The 16,231-nt window shown below is 64.8% G+C and carries 16 protein-coding genes; 3 read left to right on the top strand and 13 right to left on the bottom strand.

All coding sequences use genetic code 11. From position 1 onward, the window contains the following. Positions 1-32: 32 nt before the first annotated feature. From rpoE to AC57B5_RS25680, 9 genes are all read right to left on the bottom strand, one after another. Positions 33-662, bottom strand: a complete 630-nt coding sequence (gene rpoE, locus AC57B5_RS25720) for an RNA polymerase sigma factor RpoE (protein WP_043783676.1) — start codon at positions 660-662, stop codon at positions 33-35. Positions 663-1,307: 645 nt separating this feature from the next. Continuing rightward, on the bottom strand, positions 1,308-2,552 hold the full coding sequence (fabF, locus tag AC57B5_RS25715) for a beta-ketoacyl-ACP synthase II (RefSeq protein ID WP_013800994.1): 1,245 nt from the start codon (positions 2,550-2,552) through the stop codon (positions 1,308-1,310). A 39-nt stretch (positions 2,553-2,591) separates the two neighbouring features. Beyond that, positions 2,592-2,831 (bottom strand): acyl carrier protein, encoded by a 240-nt coding sequence (gene acpP / locus AC57B5_RS25710; protein ID WP_003058049.1) that lies wholly within the window; start codon positions 2,829-2,831, stop codon positions 2,592-2,594. A gap of 149 nt (positions 2,832-2,980) precedes the next feature. After that, complete coding sequence (fabG, locus tag AC57B5_RS25705; RefSeq protein ID WP_013800993.1) at positions 2,981-3,727, bottom strand: 3-oxoacyl-ACP reductase FabG; 747 nt, start codon at positions 3,725-3,727, stop codon at positions 2,981-2,983. After that, positions 3,724-4,668: an ACP S-malonyltransferase gene (fabD, locus tag AC57B5_RS25700; RefSeq protein WP_099751100.1), complete on the bottom strand. Its 945-nt coding sequence runs from the start codon at positions 4,666-4,668 to the stop codon at positions 3,724-3,726. Before fabD ends, fabG begins: the two co-directional genes overlap by 4 nt. Before the next feature lie 56 nt (positions 4,669-4,724). Next, the gene (locus tag AC57B5_RS25695) at positions 4,725-5,702 is read right to left on the bottom strand and encodes a beta-ketoacyl-ACP synthase III (RefSeq protein ID WP_496400586.1); all 978 of its coding nucleotides are present in this window, start codon (positions 5,700-5,702) and stop codon (positions 4,725-4,727) included. 5 nt (positions 5,703-5,707) lie between these two features. Then, the gene (gene plsX / locus AC57B5_RS25690) at positions 5,708-6,748 is read right to left on the bottom strand and encodes a phosphate acyltransferase PlsX (protein ID WP_013800990.1); all 1,041 of its coding nucleotides are present in this window, start codon (positions 6,746-6,748) and stop codon (positions 5,708-5,710) included. Positions 6,749-6,861: 113 nt separating this feature from the next. Then, on the bottom strand, positions 6,862-7,044 hold the full coding sequence (gene rpmF / locus AC57B5_RS25685) for a 50S ribosomal protein L32 (RefSeq protein WP_012207072.1): 183 nt from the start codon (positions 7,042-7,044) through the stop codon (positions 6,862-6,864). Between the two features lie 137 nt (positions 7,045-7,181). Next, the gene (locus AC57B5_RS25680) at positions 7,182-7,739 is read right to left on the bottom strand and encodes a YceD family protein (protein ID WP_180318954.1); all 558 of its coding nucleotides are present in this window, start codon (positions 7,737-7,739) and stop codon (positions 7,182-7,184) included. A gap of 25 nt (positions 7,740-7,764) precedes the next feature. Here AC57B5_RS25680 and AC57B5_RS25675 point away from each other — a divergent pair, with 25 nt between their 5' ends. Both AC57B5_RS25675 and AC57B5_RS25670 read left to right on the top strand, forming a co-directional pair. Then, positions 7,765-8,385, top strand: coding sequence for a Maf family nucleotide pyrophosphatase (locus AC57B5_RS25675; RefSeq protein ID WP_496400585.1), 621 nt, complete (start codon positions 7,765-7,767; stop codon positions 8,383-8,385). Then, complete coding sequence (locus AC57B5_RS25670; RefSeq protein WP_013800987.1) at positions 8,382-9,173, top strand: SAM-dependent methyltransferase; 792 nt, start codon at positions 8,382-8,384, stop codon at positions 9,171-9,173. Before AC57B5_RS25675 ends, AC57B5_RS25670 begins: the two co-directional genes overlap by 4 nt. 84 nt (positions 9,174-9,257) lie before the next feature. On the opposite strand, the gene AC57B5_RS25665 is transcribed toward AC57B5_RS25670, so the two are convergent. The 4 genes from AC57B5_RS25665 to AC57B5_RS25650 are packed head-to-tail and all read right to left on the bottom strand — an operon-like array spanning position 9,258 to position 12,496. Continuing rightward, on the bottom strand, positions 9,258-10,304 hold the full coding sequence (locus AC57B5_RS25665) for a S49 family peptidase (protein WP_012207076.1): 1,047 nt from the start codon (positions 10,302-10,304) through the stop codon (positions 9,258-9,260). Position 10,305: 1 nt separating this feature from the next. Continuing rightward, positions 10,306-10,674: a Rieske (2Fe-2S) protein gene (locus AC57B5_RS25660; protein WP_496400584.1), complete on the bottom strand. Its 369-nt coding sequence runs from the start codon at positions 10,672-10,674 to the stop codon at positions 10,306-10,308. A gap of 49 nt (positions 10,675-10,723) precedes the next feature. Then, a complete protein-coding gene (locus AC57B5_RS25655; protein ID WP_012207078.1) occupies positions 10,724-11,410 on the bottom strand; it encodes an HAD family hydrolase in 687 nt (228 codons plus the stop codon). A gap of 24 nt (positions 11,411-11,434) precedes the next feature. Next, positions 11,435-12,496 carry an RluA family pseudouridine synthase gene (locus AC57B5_RS25650; RefSeq protein ID WP_034396692.1) on the bottom strand — a complete coding sequence of 354 codons (1,062 nt, stop codon included), beginning with the start codon at positions 12,494-12,496 and terminating at the stop codon, positions 11,435-11,437. Between the two features lie 535 nt (positions 12,497-13,031). On the opposite strand from AC57B5_RS25650, the gene AC57B5_RS25645 reads away from it, so the two are divergent. Beyond that, positions 13,032-16,157: an Rne/Rng family ribonuclease gene (locus AC57B5_RS25645; RefSeq protein ID WP_496400583.1), complete on the top strand. Its 3,126-nt coding sequence runs from the start codon at positions 13,032-13,034 to the stop codon at positions 16,155-16,157. The last annotated feature ends 74 nt before the right edge of the window (positions 16,158-16,231 follow it).

Here is a 16,231-nt window from a genome sequence, read left to right as displayed (position 1 = left end):
TGCACCACCCGGCGGCCACAACCCCGTTAGGCCTACCAACGCTTGCCCGACTGGCGCTCCAGCAAAGGCTTGACCCTGGCTGAAATCGCTTCCCGTGCGCGAAAAATCCGTGAGCGCACGGTGCCGATGGGGCAACCCATGGCGTTCGAGATTTCCTCGTAGCTCAGGCCTTCGATTTCCCGCAACGTGACAGCCTGTCGGAGATCCTCGGGCAAAGCCTCCATGGCGGCGTTGACTGCCTGGGCAATTTCCTGGGCTGCCAGGATCGTTTCGGGCGTTTCTTCGGTGGTTAGTTCCTGGCTGACCCGGGAAGTTTCATCATCGTCATCCCCGTTGTGTAACGCGCTTTCGGTGATCAGCGGCGAGCGCTTCATGTCCAGCAGCGCCTTCTTGGCAGTATTCACGGCAATGCGGTACAGCCAGGTATAGAACTGGGCATCACCCCTAAACTGGTGCAGGGCACGATAGGCGCGGATGAAGGTTTCCTGCGCAATGTCCGGCACCAGGTCCACGTCGCGCACCATGCGGCCGATGAGGCGCTCGATGCGGCGCTGGTACTTGATGACCAGTAGCTCGAAGGCCCGCATGTCTCCTGCGTTGGTGCGCTCGACCAGAGCCAGGTCGCTATCGGCAGAAGAAGGCGGGAATTCGGGAGGCGTCATGAAATCGGTGAAGACGGGCCGCGGCGGCCCTGGCGCAGTCATTGCGCCCGTTCTGTAGGTCTGGCCGGGGAATATACAGCACGCCGCAAATCACCCCAGGTTTCCGGACTCTGCCTGCACAACAGGAGAAGCCAGCGGGAGCTGTGCCAACGCAAGGGCCCCGCCGGCACCATGGAAACCAGGGGACGGACCTGCACCCACAACCACGATCCACCATCGGCTCGCACCTGCAGCAGCACCGGCTGCGCAGCCTGGCCTGGGTCCGCCTCGCCGATCGACCACTGCACGCCATCCCAGGCGATGAAACCCTTACCCAGGCTGTGCCATCCATGCCACATGCCTGCAGCAGCAACCAGGCAAACCGCAACGGCCACAGCTGCAGGCCACCACCCTGACTGGAGATTCAAGGCCCATGCCAGCAAAAGCATGGCGGCCAGCAGCCAAAGCGCACAAAGACACACTGCCACGGTGCGCGATGGCTTCAACGGATGGCGAACTGCGGGCGGCGCATGGCGAGACGGCATGCCTGCAGTGTCGCAAAACCGCAGCATGACCGACATTTATCCTGCTTTCACCTGGCACATGCGCGAAATAAAAAAGCCCGCTCCCTTGCGGGGCGGACTTTTCATGTGCGTTGCGCAGGCTTCAGATCCGCTTGAACACCAGCGTTCCGTTGGTGCCTCCGAAGCCGAAGTTGTTCTTCACCGCCACCTCGATCGTAGCGTCCCGCGCCGTGTTGGCGCAGTAGTCGAGATCGCACTCCGGGTCCTGGTTGTCCAGGTTGATGGTCGGAGGAATCTTTTGCTCGTGCAGTGCCAGCACGGTGAAGACGCTCTCGATACCACCAGCACCGCCCAGCAGGTGGCCTGTCATGGACTTGGTCGAACTGACAACGATTTTCTTGGCGTGATCGCCCAGAGCCGCCTTGATGGCGTTGGTCTCGTTGAGGTCGCCCAGCGGCGTGGAAGTGCCGTGCGCGTTCAGATAGTCGATCTGGTCGGCATTGATGCCGGCATTTCGCAAAGCTGCCAGCATGGCGCGGCGCGGGCCGTCCATGTTGGGTGCCGTCATGTGGCCGGCATCGGCACTCATGCCGTAGCCGCACAGTTCGGCGTAGATCTTGGCACCGCGGGCCTTGGCATGCTCGTACTCTTCCAGCACCAGCACGCCCGCGCCTTCGCCCAGCACGAAGCCGTCGCGGTCCTTGTCCCAGGGGCGCGAAGCGGCCTTGGGATCATCATTGCGCGTGGACAGGGCGCGCATGGCGGCAAAGCCGCCGACGCCCAGGGGGGAGACCGTGGCTTCCGTGCCACCAGCCACCACCACATCGGCATCGCCGTATTCGATCATGCGTCCCGCCTCGCCTATGCAGTGCAGCCCGGTCGTGCAGGCAGTCACAACAGCAAGATTCGGCCCCTTGAAGCCGAAGCGCATGGACACATGGCCAGCCACCATGTTGATGATGGAGGCAGGCACGAAGAACGGCGTGATGCGGCGCGGTCCGCGCGCAGCCAGTTCCGCGTGGGTGTTCTCGATCAGCGGCAAGCCGCCGATGCCCGAACCAATCACACAGCCGATGCGCGTGGCCAGATCATCCGACAAGGCCTCGCCCGTGGGCAGACCTGAGTCCTGCACGGCTTGCGCCGCAGCAGCGATGCCGTAATGGATGAAGGTGTCCATGGAGCGCGCATCCTTGGCGCTCATGTACGACTCCACATCGAATCCCTTGACCTCACCCGCAATCTTGCAGGCAAAGTTCGAGGCATCGAACTTGGTGATGAGGTCAATGCCGGACTGGCCGGCCAAAAGATTGGCCCAGGCGTCGCCCACCGTGTTACCCACGGGGGAGATGCAACCCAGGCCGGTCACGACAACGCGACGACGGCTCATGCGTAAAACCTTCTGCTGATCGCTCGGGTCAGGGCCCTATCAGGCCTTCTGGTGGGTGTTGGCGTAGTCGATGGCGTTTTGCACCGTCGTGATCTTTTCCGCGTCTTCGTCGGGGATCTCGATGCCGAATTCATCTTCCAGGGCCATCACCAGCTCCACCGTGTCCAGGGAGTCAGCACCCAGATCAGCCACGAAGGCCTTTTCGTTGGTGACTTGAGACTCTTCAACGCCGAGTTGTTCGGCAATGATTTTTTTGACACGTGCTTCGATATCGCTCATGGTTTCCCTCTGGGGGTTGTGAATGAACCCGCGATTCTAGCTGCTTCGGGCCTCAGGCCCTCTTCAGCCGGCCGTCGCGAGGAAACGGCCTCTTCTGTTGCAAGCAACGCCGGCTTCTGGCAGGGGTCTGCCCGAAGCCGCCGCTGCACTTACATGTACATGCCGCCGTTGACGTGCAATTCCTGGCCGGTGACGTATCCCGCACCCGCAGATGCGAGGTAGGCCACGGCATGGGCGATGTCGCTGGGTTGACCCAGATCGCCCATGGCGATCTGCGATTTGAGGGCGTTCTTCTGCTCTTCGGGCAGCTCCGCCGTCATGTCGGTGGCAATGAAGCCAGGCGCCACGCAGTTGACCGTGATGCCGCGGCTGCCCAGTTCACGGGCCAGCGCGCGCGTCATGCCGGCAACGCCGGCCTTGGCGGCTGCATAGTTGGCCTGGCCGGGGTTGCCGGAGGCGCCAACGACGCTGGTGATGTTGATGATGCGGCCAAAACGCTGCTTCATCATGGGCCGAATGGCCGTACGGCTGACTCGGAAAACCGCCTTGAGATTGGTGTCGATCACCGCATCCCAGTCGTCGTCCTTCATGCGCATGGCCAGGGTGTCGCGTGTGATGCCGGCGTTGTTGACCAGCACATGCAGGCCGCCGTCATTCTTGACGATGCTGTCGATCAAGGCATCGACGGCCGCCCCATCCGTGACATTGAGGTTCACGCCGCGGCAGCCCTCATGGGCCGACAGGGCCTGGCCGATCTTTTCCGCGCCACCGTCGGTAGTGGCCGTGCCGATCACGCGGTAGCCGCGCGCTGCCAGCTCCTGGGCAATGGCAGCACCAATGCCACGCGAGGCACCCGTCACCAGGGCAACCTGGGGCTTGTTCTGGTTGTCAGTCATGCGAGGGATTCTTTCACGTCGGCCAGCGTGGCCGGATCATAGAGGGCAGCGGCCGTCAGGTCCGCGTCAATCCGCTTGGTCAGGCCCATGAGCACCTTGCCGGGACCGCACTCGACGAGATGCACGATGCCGCGCGCCTTCATGGCCTGAACGCATTCCACCCAGCGCACCGGGCCAAAGGCCTGGCGATACAGCGCATCGCGGATGGCGTCGGCGTCCTGCTCGACCGTCACGTCGATGTTGTTGAGCACGGGAATCTGCGGTGCAGCCAGCGCCGTGGCAGCCAGCGCCGCCTTGAGCTTCTCGGCCGCAGGCTTCATCAGGCTGGAATGGAACGGCGCCGACACGGGCAACGGCAGGGCACGCTTGGCGCCTGCGGCCTTGAGGGCTTCGCAGGCCTTTTCGACAGCAGCCTTGCTGCCGGCGATCACGGTCTGCGAAGGATCGTTGAAATTGACGGCTTCGACGACTTCAGCGCCACCCAGGGCAGCCGTGACCTCGGCGCAGCCTGCGCGCACCTTGTCGGCGTCCAGACCCAGGATGGCCGCCATGGCGCCCGTGCCCACGGGCACGGCCTCCTGCATGGCTGCAGCACGCAGGCGCACCAGCGGGGCAGCCTGGGCCAGTGTCAGCACGCCCGAGGCGACCAGGGCGGAATACTCGCCCAGCGAATGGCCTGCCACGACATCGGGCAGCGCACCGCCTTCGGCCTGCCACACGCGCCAGGCGGCCACACCGGCCACCAGCATAACGGGCTGGGTGTTGGTGGTGAGCGCCAAGGCTTCCTTCGGTCCTTGCTGGATCAACTGGCCGATGTTTTCACCCAGCGCCTCGGAGGCTTCGGCCAGCGTCTGCGCCACGACAGGATGGTCACCCCATCCGTCGAGCATGCCCACCGATTGCGAGCCCTGGCCGGGAAAGACGAATGCAAACTTCTTCATATTTTCAAAAATAAAAGCCGCGCCATGGGAGCCTGCCGACAGGCAGGCATCCCGCATCACATCTTGAGAAGCACCGCACCCCAGGTGAAGCCACCGCCCACGCCTTCCAGCAGCACGGTCTGCCCAGGCTTGACCTGGCCATTGCGCACGCCGTGGTCCAGCGCCAGCGGGATTGAGGCGGCCGAGGTATTGCCATGCTGGTCCACGGTCACCACCACCTTGTCCATGGACAGCTTGAGCTTGCGCGCCGTGCTTTGCATGATGCGGATGTTGGCCTGGTGAGGGATCAGCCAGTCGATGTCGGCATCGATGAGCCCGGCCTTGTCCAGCGTCGCGCGGGCGGCCTTTTCCAGCACGCCGACCGCCAGCTTGAACACGGCCTGTCCATCCATCTTCAGCAGCGGATCACCGAGCACCTGTCCGCCGGACACATTGCCCGGCACGCAGAGGATGCCGACATGCTTGCCATCGGCATGCAGGTCGGACGCCAGGATCCCAGGCTGCTCGGACGCCTCCAGCACCACCGCGCCGGCGCCATCGCCGAACAGCACGCAGGTCGTGCGGTCGTTGAAATCAAGAATGCGGCTGAAGACTTCGGAACCCACCACCAGCGCGCGGCTTGCGGCGCCGGACTGGATCATGGCATCGGCCACCGTGAGAGCGTAGACAAAGCCGCTGCACACAGCCTGCACGTCAAAGGCCGCGCAGCCGTTGGCGCCAAGCTTGTTCTGCAGGATGCAGGCAGTGGACGGGAAGACCATGTCGGGCGTCGAGGTGGCGACGATGATCAGGTCGATGTCCTGTGGCTGGCAGCCAGCGGCCTCCAGCGCCTTCTTCGACGCCTCCAGGGCCAGATCGCTGCTGGCCACGTCGGGCGCGGCAAAGTGACGGGCATGGATGCCGGTGCGCTCGACGATCCACTCGTTCGAGGTCTCGATGCCACGCTGGGCCAGTTCGGCTGCCAGATCGTGATTGGTGAGTCGGCGGGGTGGCAGGTAGCTGCCCGTGCCGGTGATGCGTGCGTAGCGTCTCATCTGTATTAGGGCGCCGACGGTCCCGATTCCGACTGCGCAGCCAGCAAAAGAGGCAGGGCTGCGGAGATGCGGGTACGGACACGGTCGAGCAGGTTGTTGCGGGCCGCATCATACGCGCGGTTCAGCGCGTGCTCGAAAGCCAAGGCATCGGCTGACCCATGGCTTTTGAACACCAGCCCACGAAGGCCCAGCAGCGCCGCACCGTTGTGACGCCGATGGTCCACGCGATTCATCAGCGCAGTTAACACCGGATAGGCAACGATTGCAGCCATTTTGGTGAAGATGTTGCGCTTGAACTCCTGCTTGAGGGCATTGGAGATCATGGACGCCACCCCCTCGGAAGACTTGAGGGCCACGTTGCCCACAAAGCCGTCACAGACCACGACCTGGGTCGTGCCCTTGAAGATATCGTTGCCTTCGACGTTTCCGTAGAAGTTCAGGTGACCGGCCTTGCCTGCCGCGCGCAACAGTTCGCCCGCACGCTTGATGACTTCACTGCCCTTGATCTGCTCTTCGCCGATATTGAGCAGGCCCACCGAAGGCGCCTCTTCGTTGTTCAGCGCAGACACCAGAGCCGAGCCCATGACGGCGAACTGCAGCAGATGCTCAGCCGAGCAATCCACGTTGGCACCCAGGTCCAGCACCGTGGTGGCACCACCCTTGGCGTTGGGCAACTGGGGAGCGATGGCGGGGCGATCGATGCCATCCAGCGTCTTGAGCAGGTAGCGCGAGATGGCCATCAGCGCACCCGTATTCCCAGCCGACACGGCAGCAGCAGCCTGGCCATCCTTGACCTGCTGGATGGCGACGCGCATCGAGGAATCCTTCTTCCTGCGCAGCGCCACCTCGATCGGGTCATCCATGCCGACGACTTCCGAGGCCGGCACCACGCTGGCGCGCTCATGCGCAAAGCCAGCCAGCGCATCGGGCTGGCCGACCAGCAGCAGCCGGGCGTCGGAATGGGAATCGAGGAACTGGCGGCACGCCGCGAGCGTGACGCGGGGGCCGTGATCACCCCCCATGCAGTCAACGGCCAAAGTGATCATGAGCGACTGGCAAGCCTGTTGCAAGGCCTGGAAAGATAGGAACGGCCATCAGAAAAAACAAAAGCCCGCGCTACGAAAACTGTAGCCGCGGGCTCTGCGGGAACGGTCGAAGGTCAGGCTTCGGACTTGTTCTTCAGCACTTGACGGCCGCGGTACACGCCGTTGGGGCTGATGTGGTGACGCAGGTGGGTTTCACCGGTGGTGGGTTCCACGGCGATGCCAGGCACATTCAGTGCATTGTGCGAACGGTGCATACCGCGCTTGGAGGGGGACTTCTTGTTCTGCTGAACAGCCATGATGGCTCCTGTGTATCTGAAAAGGGTTGGTAAAAAACGCGATCAGCCCATTAAAGACACGAGGGGGTTTCGCGCGAAGCCCTTGATTATAGCGCAATCGCTTTTCCCGGCCTCGACCTTTTTTCCGGGCATCTCGATCAGTCTGCGGATTTGCCCACATCCAGGCCGCGCAGGACGGCGAACGGGTTGGGCTTGTCCTCGATGGCCTGCTCGAAGTCCGCGTCGCTGGACTGCAAGCTCACAGACTCGGGGCAGACATCGTGACGCGGCACCACGGGCAGCTCCATGAGCAACTCGTCCTCTATGAGCTCGAGCAGATTGAACTCGCGGCTGAGCACCAGCAGGTCCTCATCGCTTTCATCGTCCTCGGACTCGGCTGTGGCTTCATCCGCAACAAAGCGAAAAGACCGATCAACCTGCAGGGTGATGGGCGCCAGGGCCAGGCAGCGCTGGCACACCATGGGCACGACGGCATCGGCCTGCAGATGCAGCCACACCTGACCGGGGCCGCCGGTCTGCTCGACCAGCTCGCCGTCCGCCTGCCAGTGCACCTGGCCGTGCGCATCACCGGCATCCGGCTGCGCATCCTGGGCCAGACGCGGGAAGACTGACAGTGTTGTCTGGTCCTGAAGATGGCCCTGCGATTGCGCGAAAGCGCGAACATCGAGGCGGGCCGCAGAAAATTCCTTGCTCATGCGGGCAGTGTAAGAGAATCCGGGCATGCAAGCTCCCCACCCCGCCTTAGCCCAGGCTCCCGGCCTGGCGCGTCCCCTGATCCTTGGCTCCACCTCACGCTACCGCCGCGAACTCCTGGAGCGGCTGCGGCTGCCATTCCAGACCGTCTCCCCGGAAGTCGATGAAACACCTCTGGCCGGAGAGACACCGCACGCCCTTTCCCTGCGCCTGGCCCTGGCCAAGGCCCAGGCCGTGGCTGCGCTTCACCCCGGCGCCGTTGTCATCGGCTCCGACCAGGTGCCCGAGCTCGATGGCCTGCCGCTGTCCAAGCCCGGCAACCATGAACGCGCCACCGAACAGTTGCGCCAGATGAGCGGGCGCCAGATGAACTTCCACACTGCCGTGAGCGTGGTCTGCCAGGAAGCCGGCTTTTCCGAGACCGACGTGGTGACGGTTCAGGTGCGCTTTCGCGATCTCAACGATGCGGAAATCGAGCGCTACCTGCGCGCCGAGCAGCCTTATGACTGCGCAGGCAGCGCCAAGAGCGAGGGCCTGGGCATTGCCCTGCTCGACGCCATCGTCAGCGACGACCCCACGGCACTGATCGGCCTGCCGCTGATCCGCACATGCCAGTTGCTGCGCGCCGCAGGAGCCGTGCTGCCATGAGCGATGCCATCACCAAGCCCCTGACAGGAACGCTCTACCTGGTGCCCGCGCCGCTGGACTTCGGCTGCGATGAGCAAACGCCGCTGACGCAGGTCCTGCCCGATGGGACACTGCGCACCGCTGCACGGTTGACCCACTGGATCTGCGAAAACGCCAAGAGCACACGCGCCTATCTCAAGCGCATCGACGCGCTGCATGCACTGGCCCAGCCCTTGCAGACCCAGCAGATCACCGAGCTGCCGCGCGAGGCCCACAAGAAGGGGGACCATGGCGACAAGGGTGCCGCCGTCTTTGACGCCAAGCCACTGCTCGCTCCCTTGCTGGCCGGACACGACATGGGACTGGTCAGCGAGGCCGGAATGCCCGCCGTGGCCGACCCCGGCAGCTCCATCGTGCGCGCCGCGCACGATTTGGGCATACGTGTCGTGCCGCTGATCGGACCCGTATCGCTGCTGCTGGCGCTGGCCGCCAGCGGGCTCAACGGACAGAACTATGCCTTTGTGGGCTACCTGCCCCAGGATGCCGGCGGACGGGTGCAGCGCATCAAGGAGCTTGAAGCCCTGGCATTGCGCCAAGGCCAGACCCAGCAGTTCATCGAGACGCCCTACCGCAACGCCGCGCTTTGGCAAGCCCTGCTGCAGACGCTGCAACCCCATACCCGTTTGGCGTTGGCCTGCGGACTGACACTGGAGAGCGCCCGCATCGAAAGCCGGCTGGTGCGCGAATGGCGCCAGCACAAGGAAGCGCCGGACAACCGCACGCCGGTGGTGTTCTCCATCGGCCGCTGAAGCCGCCCATCAGCGAAAAAGCCCGCCTTCGACAGGAAGGCGGGCTTTTTCGTCTTGGCAGATCGAGCGGGAACCCCGCAAGAATCAGCGCAGAGCCGGGAGGCTGGAACGCAGTGCCTGCACCGCACCGCCGCCAAAAGCCGCGCCGAAACGCTTGGCCAGGCGCTCGGCCACGTTGTCGCGGCGCGTGTAATCCACCACCTCTTCCGCCTTGACCACTTCACGGGCCACATAGTCAAGACTGCCCAGCTTGTCGGCCAGGCCCATCTCCACCGCCTGCTGGCCGGTCCAGAACAGGCCGCTGAAAGTCTCGGGCGTCTCATGCAGGCGGTCACCACGGCCAGCCTTGACCACGTTGATGAACTGCGAGTGGATCTGGCCCAGCATCTTGTGGGCATGTTCGCGCTGCCCTTCGGACATGGGGCTGAACGGGTCCAGGAAACCCTTGTTCTCGCCAGCCGTCAGCAGGCGGCGCTCCACGCCGAGCTTTTCCATGGCGCCGGTGAAGCCAAAGCCATCCATGAGCACGCCGATGCTGCCCACGATGCTGGCCTTGTCCACAAAGATCTCATCGGCGGCGGCAGCAATGTAGTAGGCGGCCGAAGCGCAGGTCTCTTCCACCACGGCATACAGGGGCTTGTCGTACTTGCCCTTGAGCCGCACGATTTCGTCATTGATGATGCCGGCCTGCACAGGGCTGCCGCCCGGCGAGTTGATCAGCAGCACCACGGCGCGCGAGCCCGAATCCTCGAAGGCACTGCGCATGGCGGCCACCACGAATTCCGCGCTGGCGTCGGCACCTGCGGCGATCTCGCCCTTGACCTCGACCACGGCCGTGTGCGGGGAGGAACTGGTCGTGGTCGCCGTGTCCTTGGCAAACAGCACCCACAGCACCACGAGGATGAGCGCCGTCCACAGCAGGCGGCCAAACAGGCGCCAGCGGCGCGAGGCACGCTGCTCGTTGATGGTGGCGAAGACCAGCTTTTCCAGCACCTCCCGCTCCCAGCCGCTCGATGCCGCCGTGCGCGCATCGGCAGCCGCCGTGGCGGGCGTGGCCCGGGCCCACAGGTCCGCCCCCGGGGATGGGTGCGATGCGGAGCCAGGATTTTCCGGAGGTATGGGGGAAGTCATGTCAGAACTCGACGGGTTTCAGGTTATCGGCAGTATGCCAGTGCACCACCCCCGCGCTTTCGCTCAGGGAGATTTTCACAAGGCCGCCACGGCAGGGCCCGCCAGCGCAGGCGCCGCTGTCGGGCGCGTAGGCCGCTCCATGGGTGGCGCACAGCAGCCAGCGTCCGGTGTCATCGAAAAAGCGGTCCGGCTGGTAGTCCATCTCCATGGCCACATGGGTGCAGCGATTCAGATAGGCATGCACCCGTCCCTCGAAGCGGATGGCGAATGCGCGGCAGGCATGACCCGCGTAGACCACGTCGAAAGGCACGGCATTCGCCCCTTCCTGCAGGGCATCGCTGGCGCACAGAACGATGCGTTCAACGGTCAACGGCACACCTCACGAGCATGAATCCACGCGCTGACGCGGGCATGACGACTCAGCCATGGGCCAAGAGCCACTGATGCAAATCCGCAACACTCTGCGCCACATGCAACGGCTTCAGCACGCCAAAGCCGTCGGTGGGATGCGCGCCATAGCCCACGCCCACGCTGGCACAGCCTGCATTGCGGGCCAGTTCCAGGTCGTGCGTGGTGTCGCCGATCATCAGCACCCGCGAAGGGTCCGCGCCAAACTCGGCCATCAGCTCCTGCAGCATCAGCGGATTCGGCTTGCCGGCGGTCTCGTCCGCCGTGCGCGAGCTGTCGAACATGCCGCGCAACTGCGGGTCCTGCAGCGCATCGTTCAGACCACGGCGGCTCTTGCCCGTGGCCACGGCCAGCAGGTGCCCTCGCTCGCGCAGCGCCGCCAGCATGGGCAGCACGCCGGCGAACAGGCTGATGTCGTCCTGGTGCTTGATGAAATGGTGGCGATAGCGGTTGCCCAGCTCGGGGTATTTTTCGGGCGGCACATCGGGAGCTGCACGCGCCAATGCGGGCATCAGCGCCATGCCGATCACATAGGACGCCGCCTCATCGCTGGGAGGCGTGCCCCCCACATCGGCCACGGCCGCCTGAATGCACTTGACGATCACCGCGGTGGAATCCGACAGCGTCCCATCCCAGTCGAAGGCAATGAGATCGAAGCGGCGCGCACGGTGCATCTCGGAAGAACCAGGATTTGTCATATCTACAAGGAGTCGGAGCCAGCGTCAGCCGGCGAAACGGGCCAGTTCTTCGGGAAGCTCGGCGCGCAGCTCCACCCGCTCGCCACTGGCCGGGTGGGTGAACTGTAGCCGCCATGCGTGCAGGAACATGCGTTTGAGCCCCTGTTTCTGCAGGCGTCGGTTCAGGTCGAAGTCGCCATATTTGTCATCGCCCGCAATCGGGTGCCCCTGGCTGGACAGGTGCACGCGGATCTGGTGCGTGCGCCCGGTCTTGATGGTCACCTCCAGCAGGCTCATGGCCGGCAGTCCCAGCAGTGGCTGGGGCGCCAGCGTGCTGCGAACGCGCACCAGCGTGACGGAACGCATGCCGTCAGGATCATCGGCCGTGGTCACCCGTACGCGGCGTTCGCCGTCGGCCTGCAGGTATTTGTGCAGCGGCAGATCAATCACCTTGTGGTTGGCCGGCCAGGTGCCCTGGACCAGGGCCAGGTAGGTCTTGCCGGTCTCGCGCTCGCGGAACTGGTCCTGCAGATGCGTCAGCGCCGAGCGCTTCTTGGCCACCAGCAAGATGCCGGATGTCTCTCGGTCGAGCCGATGCACCAGCTCCAGAAAACGGCTTTGCGGCCGCGCCTGGCGCAGTTGCTCGATGACACCAAAACTCACACCCGAGCCGCCATGCACGGCCACACCGGCGGGCTTGTCGATGGCGATCAGGTGCTCGTCTTCCAGCAGACTGGGGAAATCCCTCGCTGGCGCTGGCCGCTCGGCCTTTTCGGCGACTTTTTCGGAAATGCGCACGGGCGGTATGCGGACGATATCGCCGGTAGAAACGCGGGTTTCCGCACTGACGCGCCCTTTGTTGATGCGCACTTCTCCACTGCGGATGATGCGATAGACATGGGTCTTGGGAACGCCCTTGAGATGGCGTATGAGAAAGTTGTCCAACCGCTGTCCGGCCGAATCGTCATCGACTTCGATCAGCCGCACTGCGGCAGTGGCTGCGTTCAGGGAACGGTCGTCTGCCGGTTTGCCCTCTATAATGTGTTTCACCTGTGCCGAACTATTTATAAGTGGTTGATTCTCATGGAGTTTAGTCCAAACAACCATTTCCCCGCACAGGCAGGTCGATGCCATCCGGTGTCATGCACGCGAAACAGCAGGAAAAGATGGCCTGCGAAGTTCGTCGTTGCATCGGTTGTGGCTGACGAATTGAAACACTGATACGGAATCTCAAGCTGGCAGAAGGGGTCGGACCTGGCGTCCACCGCTGCCAGCGGATCAAAAGCGAGCATGTGGATCTTTTGGGCATGGATGGTCACGCTGTGGAGCAGGAAAACGCCTGCGCCCAGGATCATTGCCGCCCCCAAGCCTCCCGCCTGCCCCGCACGTGCAGCAGCTTCGCTTGAAGCTGGACGGCGTGCCTCTCTCATCGCTCTCGTCCCCCTGCCCTTGCCCCCATTGCTGACTTGAGCCAGGTCTCAAGCATCAAGGCATCCGGCGATTCCTTTCGTTTCGACGCGTCAGTCCGGCATCTCGGCTCCCTCGCGAGCCTGTCTTTGATTACGAGTCAAAGGCGTGACGGTCTGGCAGCAGAGGCTGCACTCCGGCGCGCCCCAGAGAAAACGAATAAAGGAAACGCATCATGAAACGGATGCTCATCAACGCCACGCAGTCGGAAGAACGTCGCCTTGCCATCGTCGATGGCCAGAAGCTGCTCGACTACGAAATCGAAATCGAAGGGCGCGAGCAGCGCAAGGGCAACATCTACAAGGCCGTGGTCACGCGCGTGGAGCCCAGCCTCGAGGCCTGCTTCGTCGATTACGGCGAGGACCGCCACGGCTTCCTGCCCTTCAAGGAAATCTCCAAGCAGTATTTCGCCGAAGGCGTCTCCCCCAGCCAGGCCCGCATCAACGAAGTCATCCGCGAAGGCCAGGAACTGATCGTCCAGGTCGAGAAGGAAGAGCGCGGCAACAAGGGCGCGGCCCTGACCACCTTCATCTCGCTGGCCGGCCGCTACGTGGTGCTGATGCCCAACAACCCGCGCGGCGGTGGCGTCTCGCGCCGCATCGAGGGCGAGGACCGTGCCGAACTCAAGGAGGCGATGGACCAGCTTGAGTACCCCAAGGGCATGTCCATCATTGCGCGCACCGCCGGCATCGGCCGCACCGCGCCCGAGCTGCAGTGGGACCTGAACTACCTGCTCAAGCTGTGGAACGCCATCGACGGCGCCGCCAAGTCGGCCAAGGGCGCCTTCCTGATCTACCAGGAATCGAGCCTGGTGATCCGCGCCATCCGCGACTACTTCAACGGCGACATCGGCGACATCCTCATCGACACCGACGACATCTACGAGCAGGCGCAGCAGTTCATGCAGCACGTCATGCCCGAGCATGCCGCCCGCGTCAAACGCTACCGTGACGACGCCCCGCTGTTCAGCCGCTTCCAGATCGAGCACCAGATCGAATCGGCCTACGCACGCACCGTGACCCTGCCCTCGGGCGGTGCCATCGTCATCGACCACACCGAAGCGCTGGTCTCCATCGACGTGAACTCGGCCCGCGCCATCAAGGGCGGCGACATCGAGGAAACCGCCACCCGCACCAACCTGGAAGCCGCCGACGAAGTCGCGCGCCAGATGCGCCTGCGTGACCTGGGCGGCCTGATCGTCATCGACTTCATCGACATGGAGGAGAGCAAGAACCGCCGCGAGGTCGAGAACCGCCTGCGCGACGCGCTGCGCCAGGACCGTGCCCGCGTGCAGTTCGGCACCATTAGCAAGTTCGGCCTCATGGAGATGAGCCGCCAGCGCCTCAAGCCCGCCCTGTCCGAAGGCGCGCACATCAACTGCCCGCGCTGCGGTGGCTCCGGCCACGTGCGTGACACGGAAAGCTCGGCGCTGCAGATCCTGCGCATCATCCAGGAAGAGTCCATGAAGGACAACACGGCCGCCGTGCACTGCCAGGTGCCCGTGGAAGTGGCCAGCTTCCTGCTCAACGAAAAGCGCGGCGAGATCACCAAGATCGAACTCAAGCAGCGCGTCAACGTGATCATGGTTCCCAACAAGTCCATGGACACGCCGCACTACAAGCTCGAGCGCCTCAAGCACGACGACGTGCGCCTGGAAAGCATGGAAGCCAGCTACAAGCTGGCCGAGGAGCTGGACGCGGAAACCACGGTGACGCGCCGCTCGCAGGAGCCCACCAACAAGCAGACGCCCATGATCAAGGGCGTGCTGCCCGACATGCCGGCCCCCATCGCCGAGCCCCGTCCCGAAGGCAGCCGCAACCGCCCGGCCAACGGCCAGCAGCGCGATGCCAAGCCTGCGGCAACCGCTGCAGCGCCCGCACCGGCCGTCGCTCCCGTCGTGGTCCGCGAGCAAGGCTTCTTTGCCTGGCTCAAGAGCCTGTTCGGCTTTAGCGCGGCACCTGCGCCGGTCGCAGCGCCCGCTCCGGCCGCCGAAGCCCCCGCTCGCGAAGCACGCCGTGACGGCCGCAACGACAACCGTGGCCGCCGCAACGAACGCAATGGTGAGCGTGGCGAGCGCTCGGAGCGCAATGGCGAGCGCGCTGGCGCCCCCAATGCCGAACGCCAGGCCGGCAACGGTGACCGCAACCGCCGCAATGCCGAGCGTGGCGAGCGCACTGAACGCGGTGAACGCCCGGAGCGTGGAGAGCGCCCGGATCGTGGCGAGCGCGCCGACCGCGGCGAACGCCGTGGCCGTGGTGAACGCAGCCGTGACGGTGAAAGCCGCCAGCCGCTGGAAGCCGTGAACGGCGTGGCCGCTGTCGCTGCAGATGGCAGCACCATCGAGCAGCGTCCCGAGCGCGCCCCGCGTGGCGAGCGCCAGGAGCGCGGTGAAGGCCGCCGCGAACGTGGCGAGCGCGGTGAACGTGGTGAACGCGCCGAACGCAGCGAGCGCCAGCCCCGCCAGTTCGAAGTCGCTCCCGAGACCGAAGAGAACCTGGACAACCAGGCCCAGCAACAGGACCCGTCCCTGGACAACGCTGCCCCCGCCTCCGGCGAAGAGCAGCCGCGCCAGCGCCGTTCGCGCGACCGCTATGGCCGTGACCGCCGCGAGCGTGGCGATCGCGGTGACCGTGCAGAGCGCGCACCGCGCGAAGCGGAGGGCGAAGCTGTCCAATCCTTCGAAGCCGCCGCTCCCGAGCAGGACCAGCCTGCCCGCCGCAGCTACTTCAACGCAGCCAGCCCTGCCGCCGAAGCCCAGGCTCCTGAAGCCATGGCCGAAGCGCAAGTGCCTGCGCAGCCCGCAGCAGCTGCAGCAGCCCAAGCGGTGCAGCAACCCGTCGCGGCCCCCGTGCCCGAGCAGCAGGTTGCCGCTCCCGCGCCTGTGGCTGCGGTGACCCCCGCGCCGGTCGCACCCGCCCCCGTGGTGGCACCCGTGGCAGCACCTGCACCCGTGGCCGCACCTGCCGCAGTGGCAGTCGAGCCCGCAGCAGCCAAGGCCGTTGAAGCAACCGCCGAACGCGGCCTGCCCAAGGTCCAGGCCTACCAGTTGCCCATGTCCGAGCTGCAGGCGCTGGCCGCCGCTTCGGGCCTGCAATGGGTGGGCTCCGATGCCGACAAGGTGGCGGCAGCCCAGGCAGCCATCGCCGCCGAACCGCAGCCCGAGCGCGTCGTGCGCGAGCGCCCACCCGTGGTCGCTCTGGATGACGGCCCGCTGATCCTCGTGGAAACACGCAAGGACCTCAGCGAGCTGCAACTGCCGTTCGAGCAGCAGCCGCAGCCACAGGGCGCGGCCCAGGTCTGACCACAGACAGTGACAACACAGGGGCCCTCGCGGCCCCTGTTTGTTTCCGCCTCCGCCCTCACCTCATACGTCTC

Source organism: Delftia sp. BGA-UO-ETr-SB1 (genome assembly GCF_059567865.1).
This window is presented reverse-complemented; position numbering and strand designations above follow the sequence as displayed.

Bases quoted from the DNA above. Each gene is read 5' to 3' on its own strand.
- AC57B5_RS25665 (WP_012207076.1), bottom strand. From the start codon at position 10,304: ATGACTTCCCCCATACCTCCGGAAAATCCTGGCTCCGCATCGCACCCA.
- fabG (WP_013800993.1), bottom strand. From the start codon at position 3,727: ATGACTGACAACCAGAACAAGCCCCAGGTTGCCCTGGTGACGGGTGCC.
- plsX (WP_013800990.1), bottom strand. From the start codon at position 6,748: ATGATCACTTTGGCCGTTGACTGCATGGGGGGTGATCACGGCCCCCGC.
- fabD (WP_099751100.1), bottom strand. From the start codon at position 4,668: ATGAAGAAGTTTGCATTCGTCTTTCCCGGCCAGGGCTCGCAATCGGTG.
- AC57B5_RS25650 (WP_034396692.1), bottom strand. From the start codon at position 12,496: ATGGTTGTTTGGACTAAACTCCATGAGAATCAACCACTTATAAATAGT.
- acpP (WP_003058049.1), bottom strand. From the start codon at position 2,831: ATGAGCGATATCGAAGCACGTGTCAAAAAAATCATTGCCGAACAACTC.
- AC57B5_RS25645 (WP_496400583.1), top strand. From the start codon at position 13,032: ATGAAACGGATGCTCATCAACGCCACGCAGTCGGAAGAACGTCGCCTT.
- AC57B5_RS25655 (WP_012207078.1), bottom strand. From the start codon at position 11,410: ATGACAAATCCTGGTTCTTCCGAGATGCACCGTGCGCGCCGCTTCGAT.
- fabF (WP_013800994.1), bottom strand. From the start codon at position 2,552: ATGAGCCGTCGTCGCGTTGTCGTGACCGGCCTGGGTTGCATCTCCCCC.
- rpoE (WP_043783676.1), bottom strand. From the start codon at position 662: ATGACGCCTCCCGAATTCCCGCCTTCTTCTGCCGATAGCGACCTGGCT.
- AC57B5_RS25680 (WP_180318954.1), bottom strand. From the start codon at position 7,739: ATGAGCAAGGAATTTTCTGCGGCCCGCCTCGATGTTCGCGCTTTCGCG.
- AC57B5_RS25670 (WP_013800987.1), top strand. From the start codon at position 8,382: ATGAGCGATGCCATCACCAAGCCCCTGACAGGAACGCTCTACCTGGTG.
- AC57B5_RS25695 (WP_496400586.1), bottom strand. From the start codon at position 5,702: ATGAGACGCTACGCACGCATCACCGGCACGGGCAGCTACCTGCCACCC.
- rpmF (WP_012207072.1), bottom strand. From the start codon at position 7,044: ATGGCTGTTCAGCAGAACAAGAAGTCCCCCTCCAAGCGCGGTATGCAC.
- AC57B5_RS25675 (WP_496400585.1), top strand. From the start codon at position 7,765: ATGCAAGCTCCCCACCCCGCCTTAGCCCAGGCTCCCGGCCTGGCGCGT.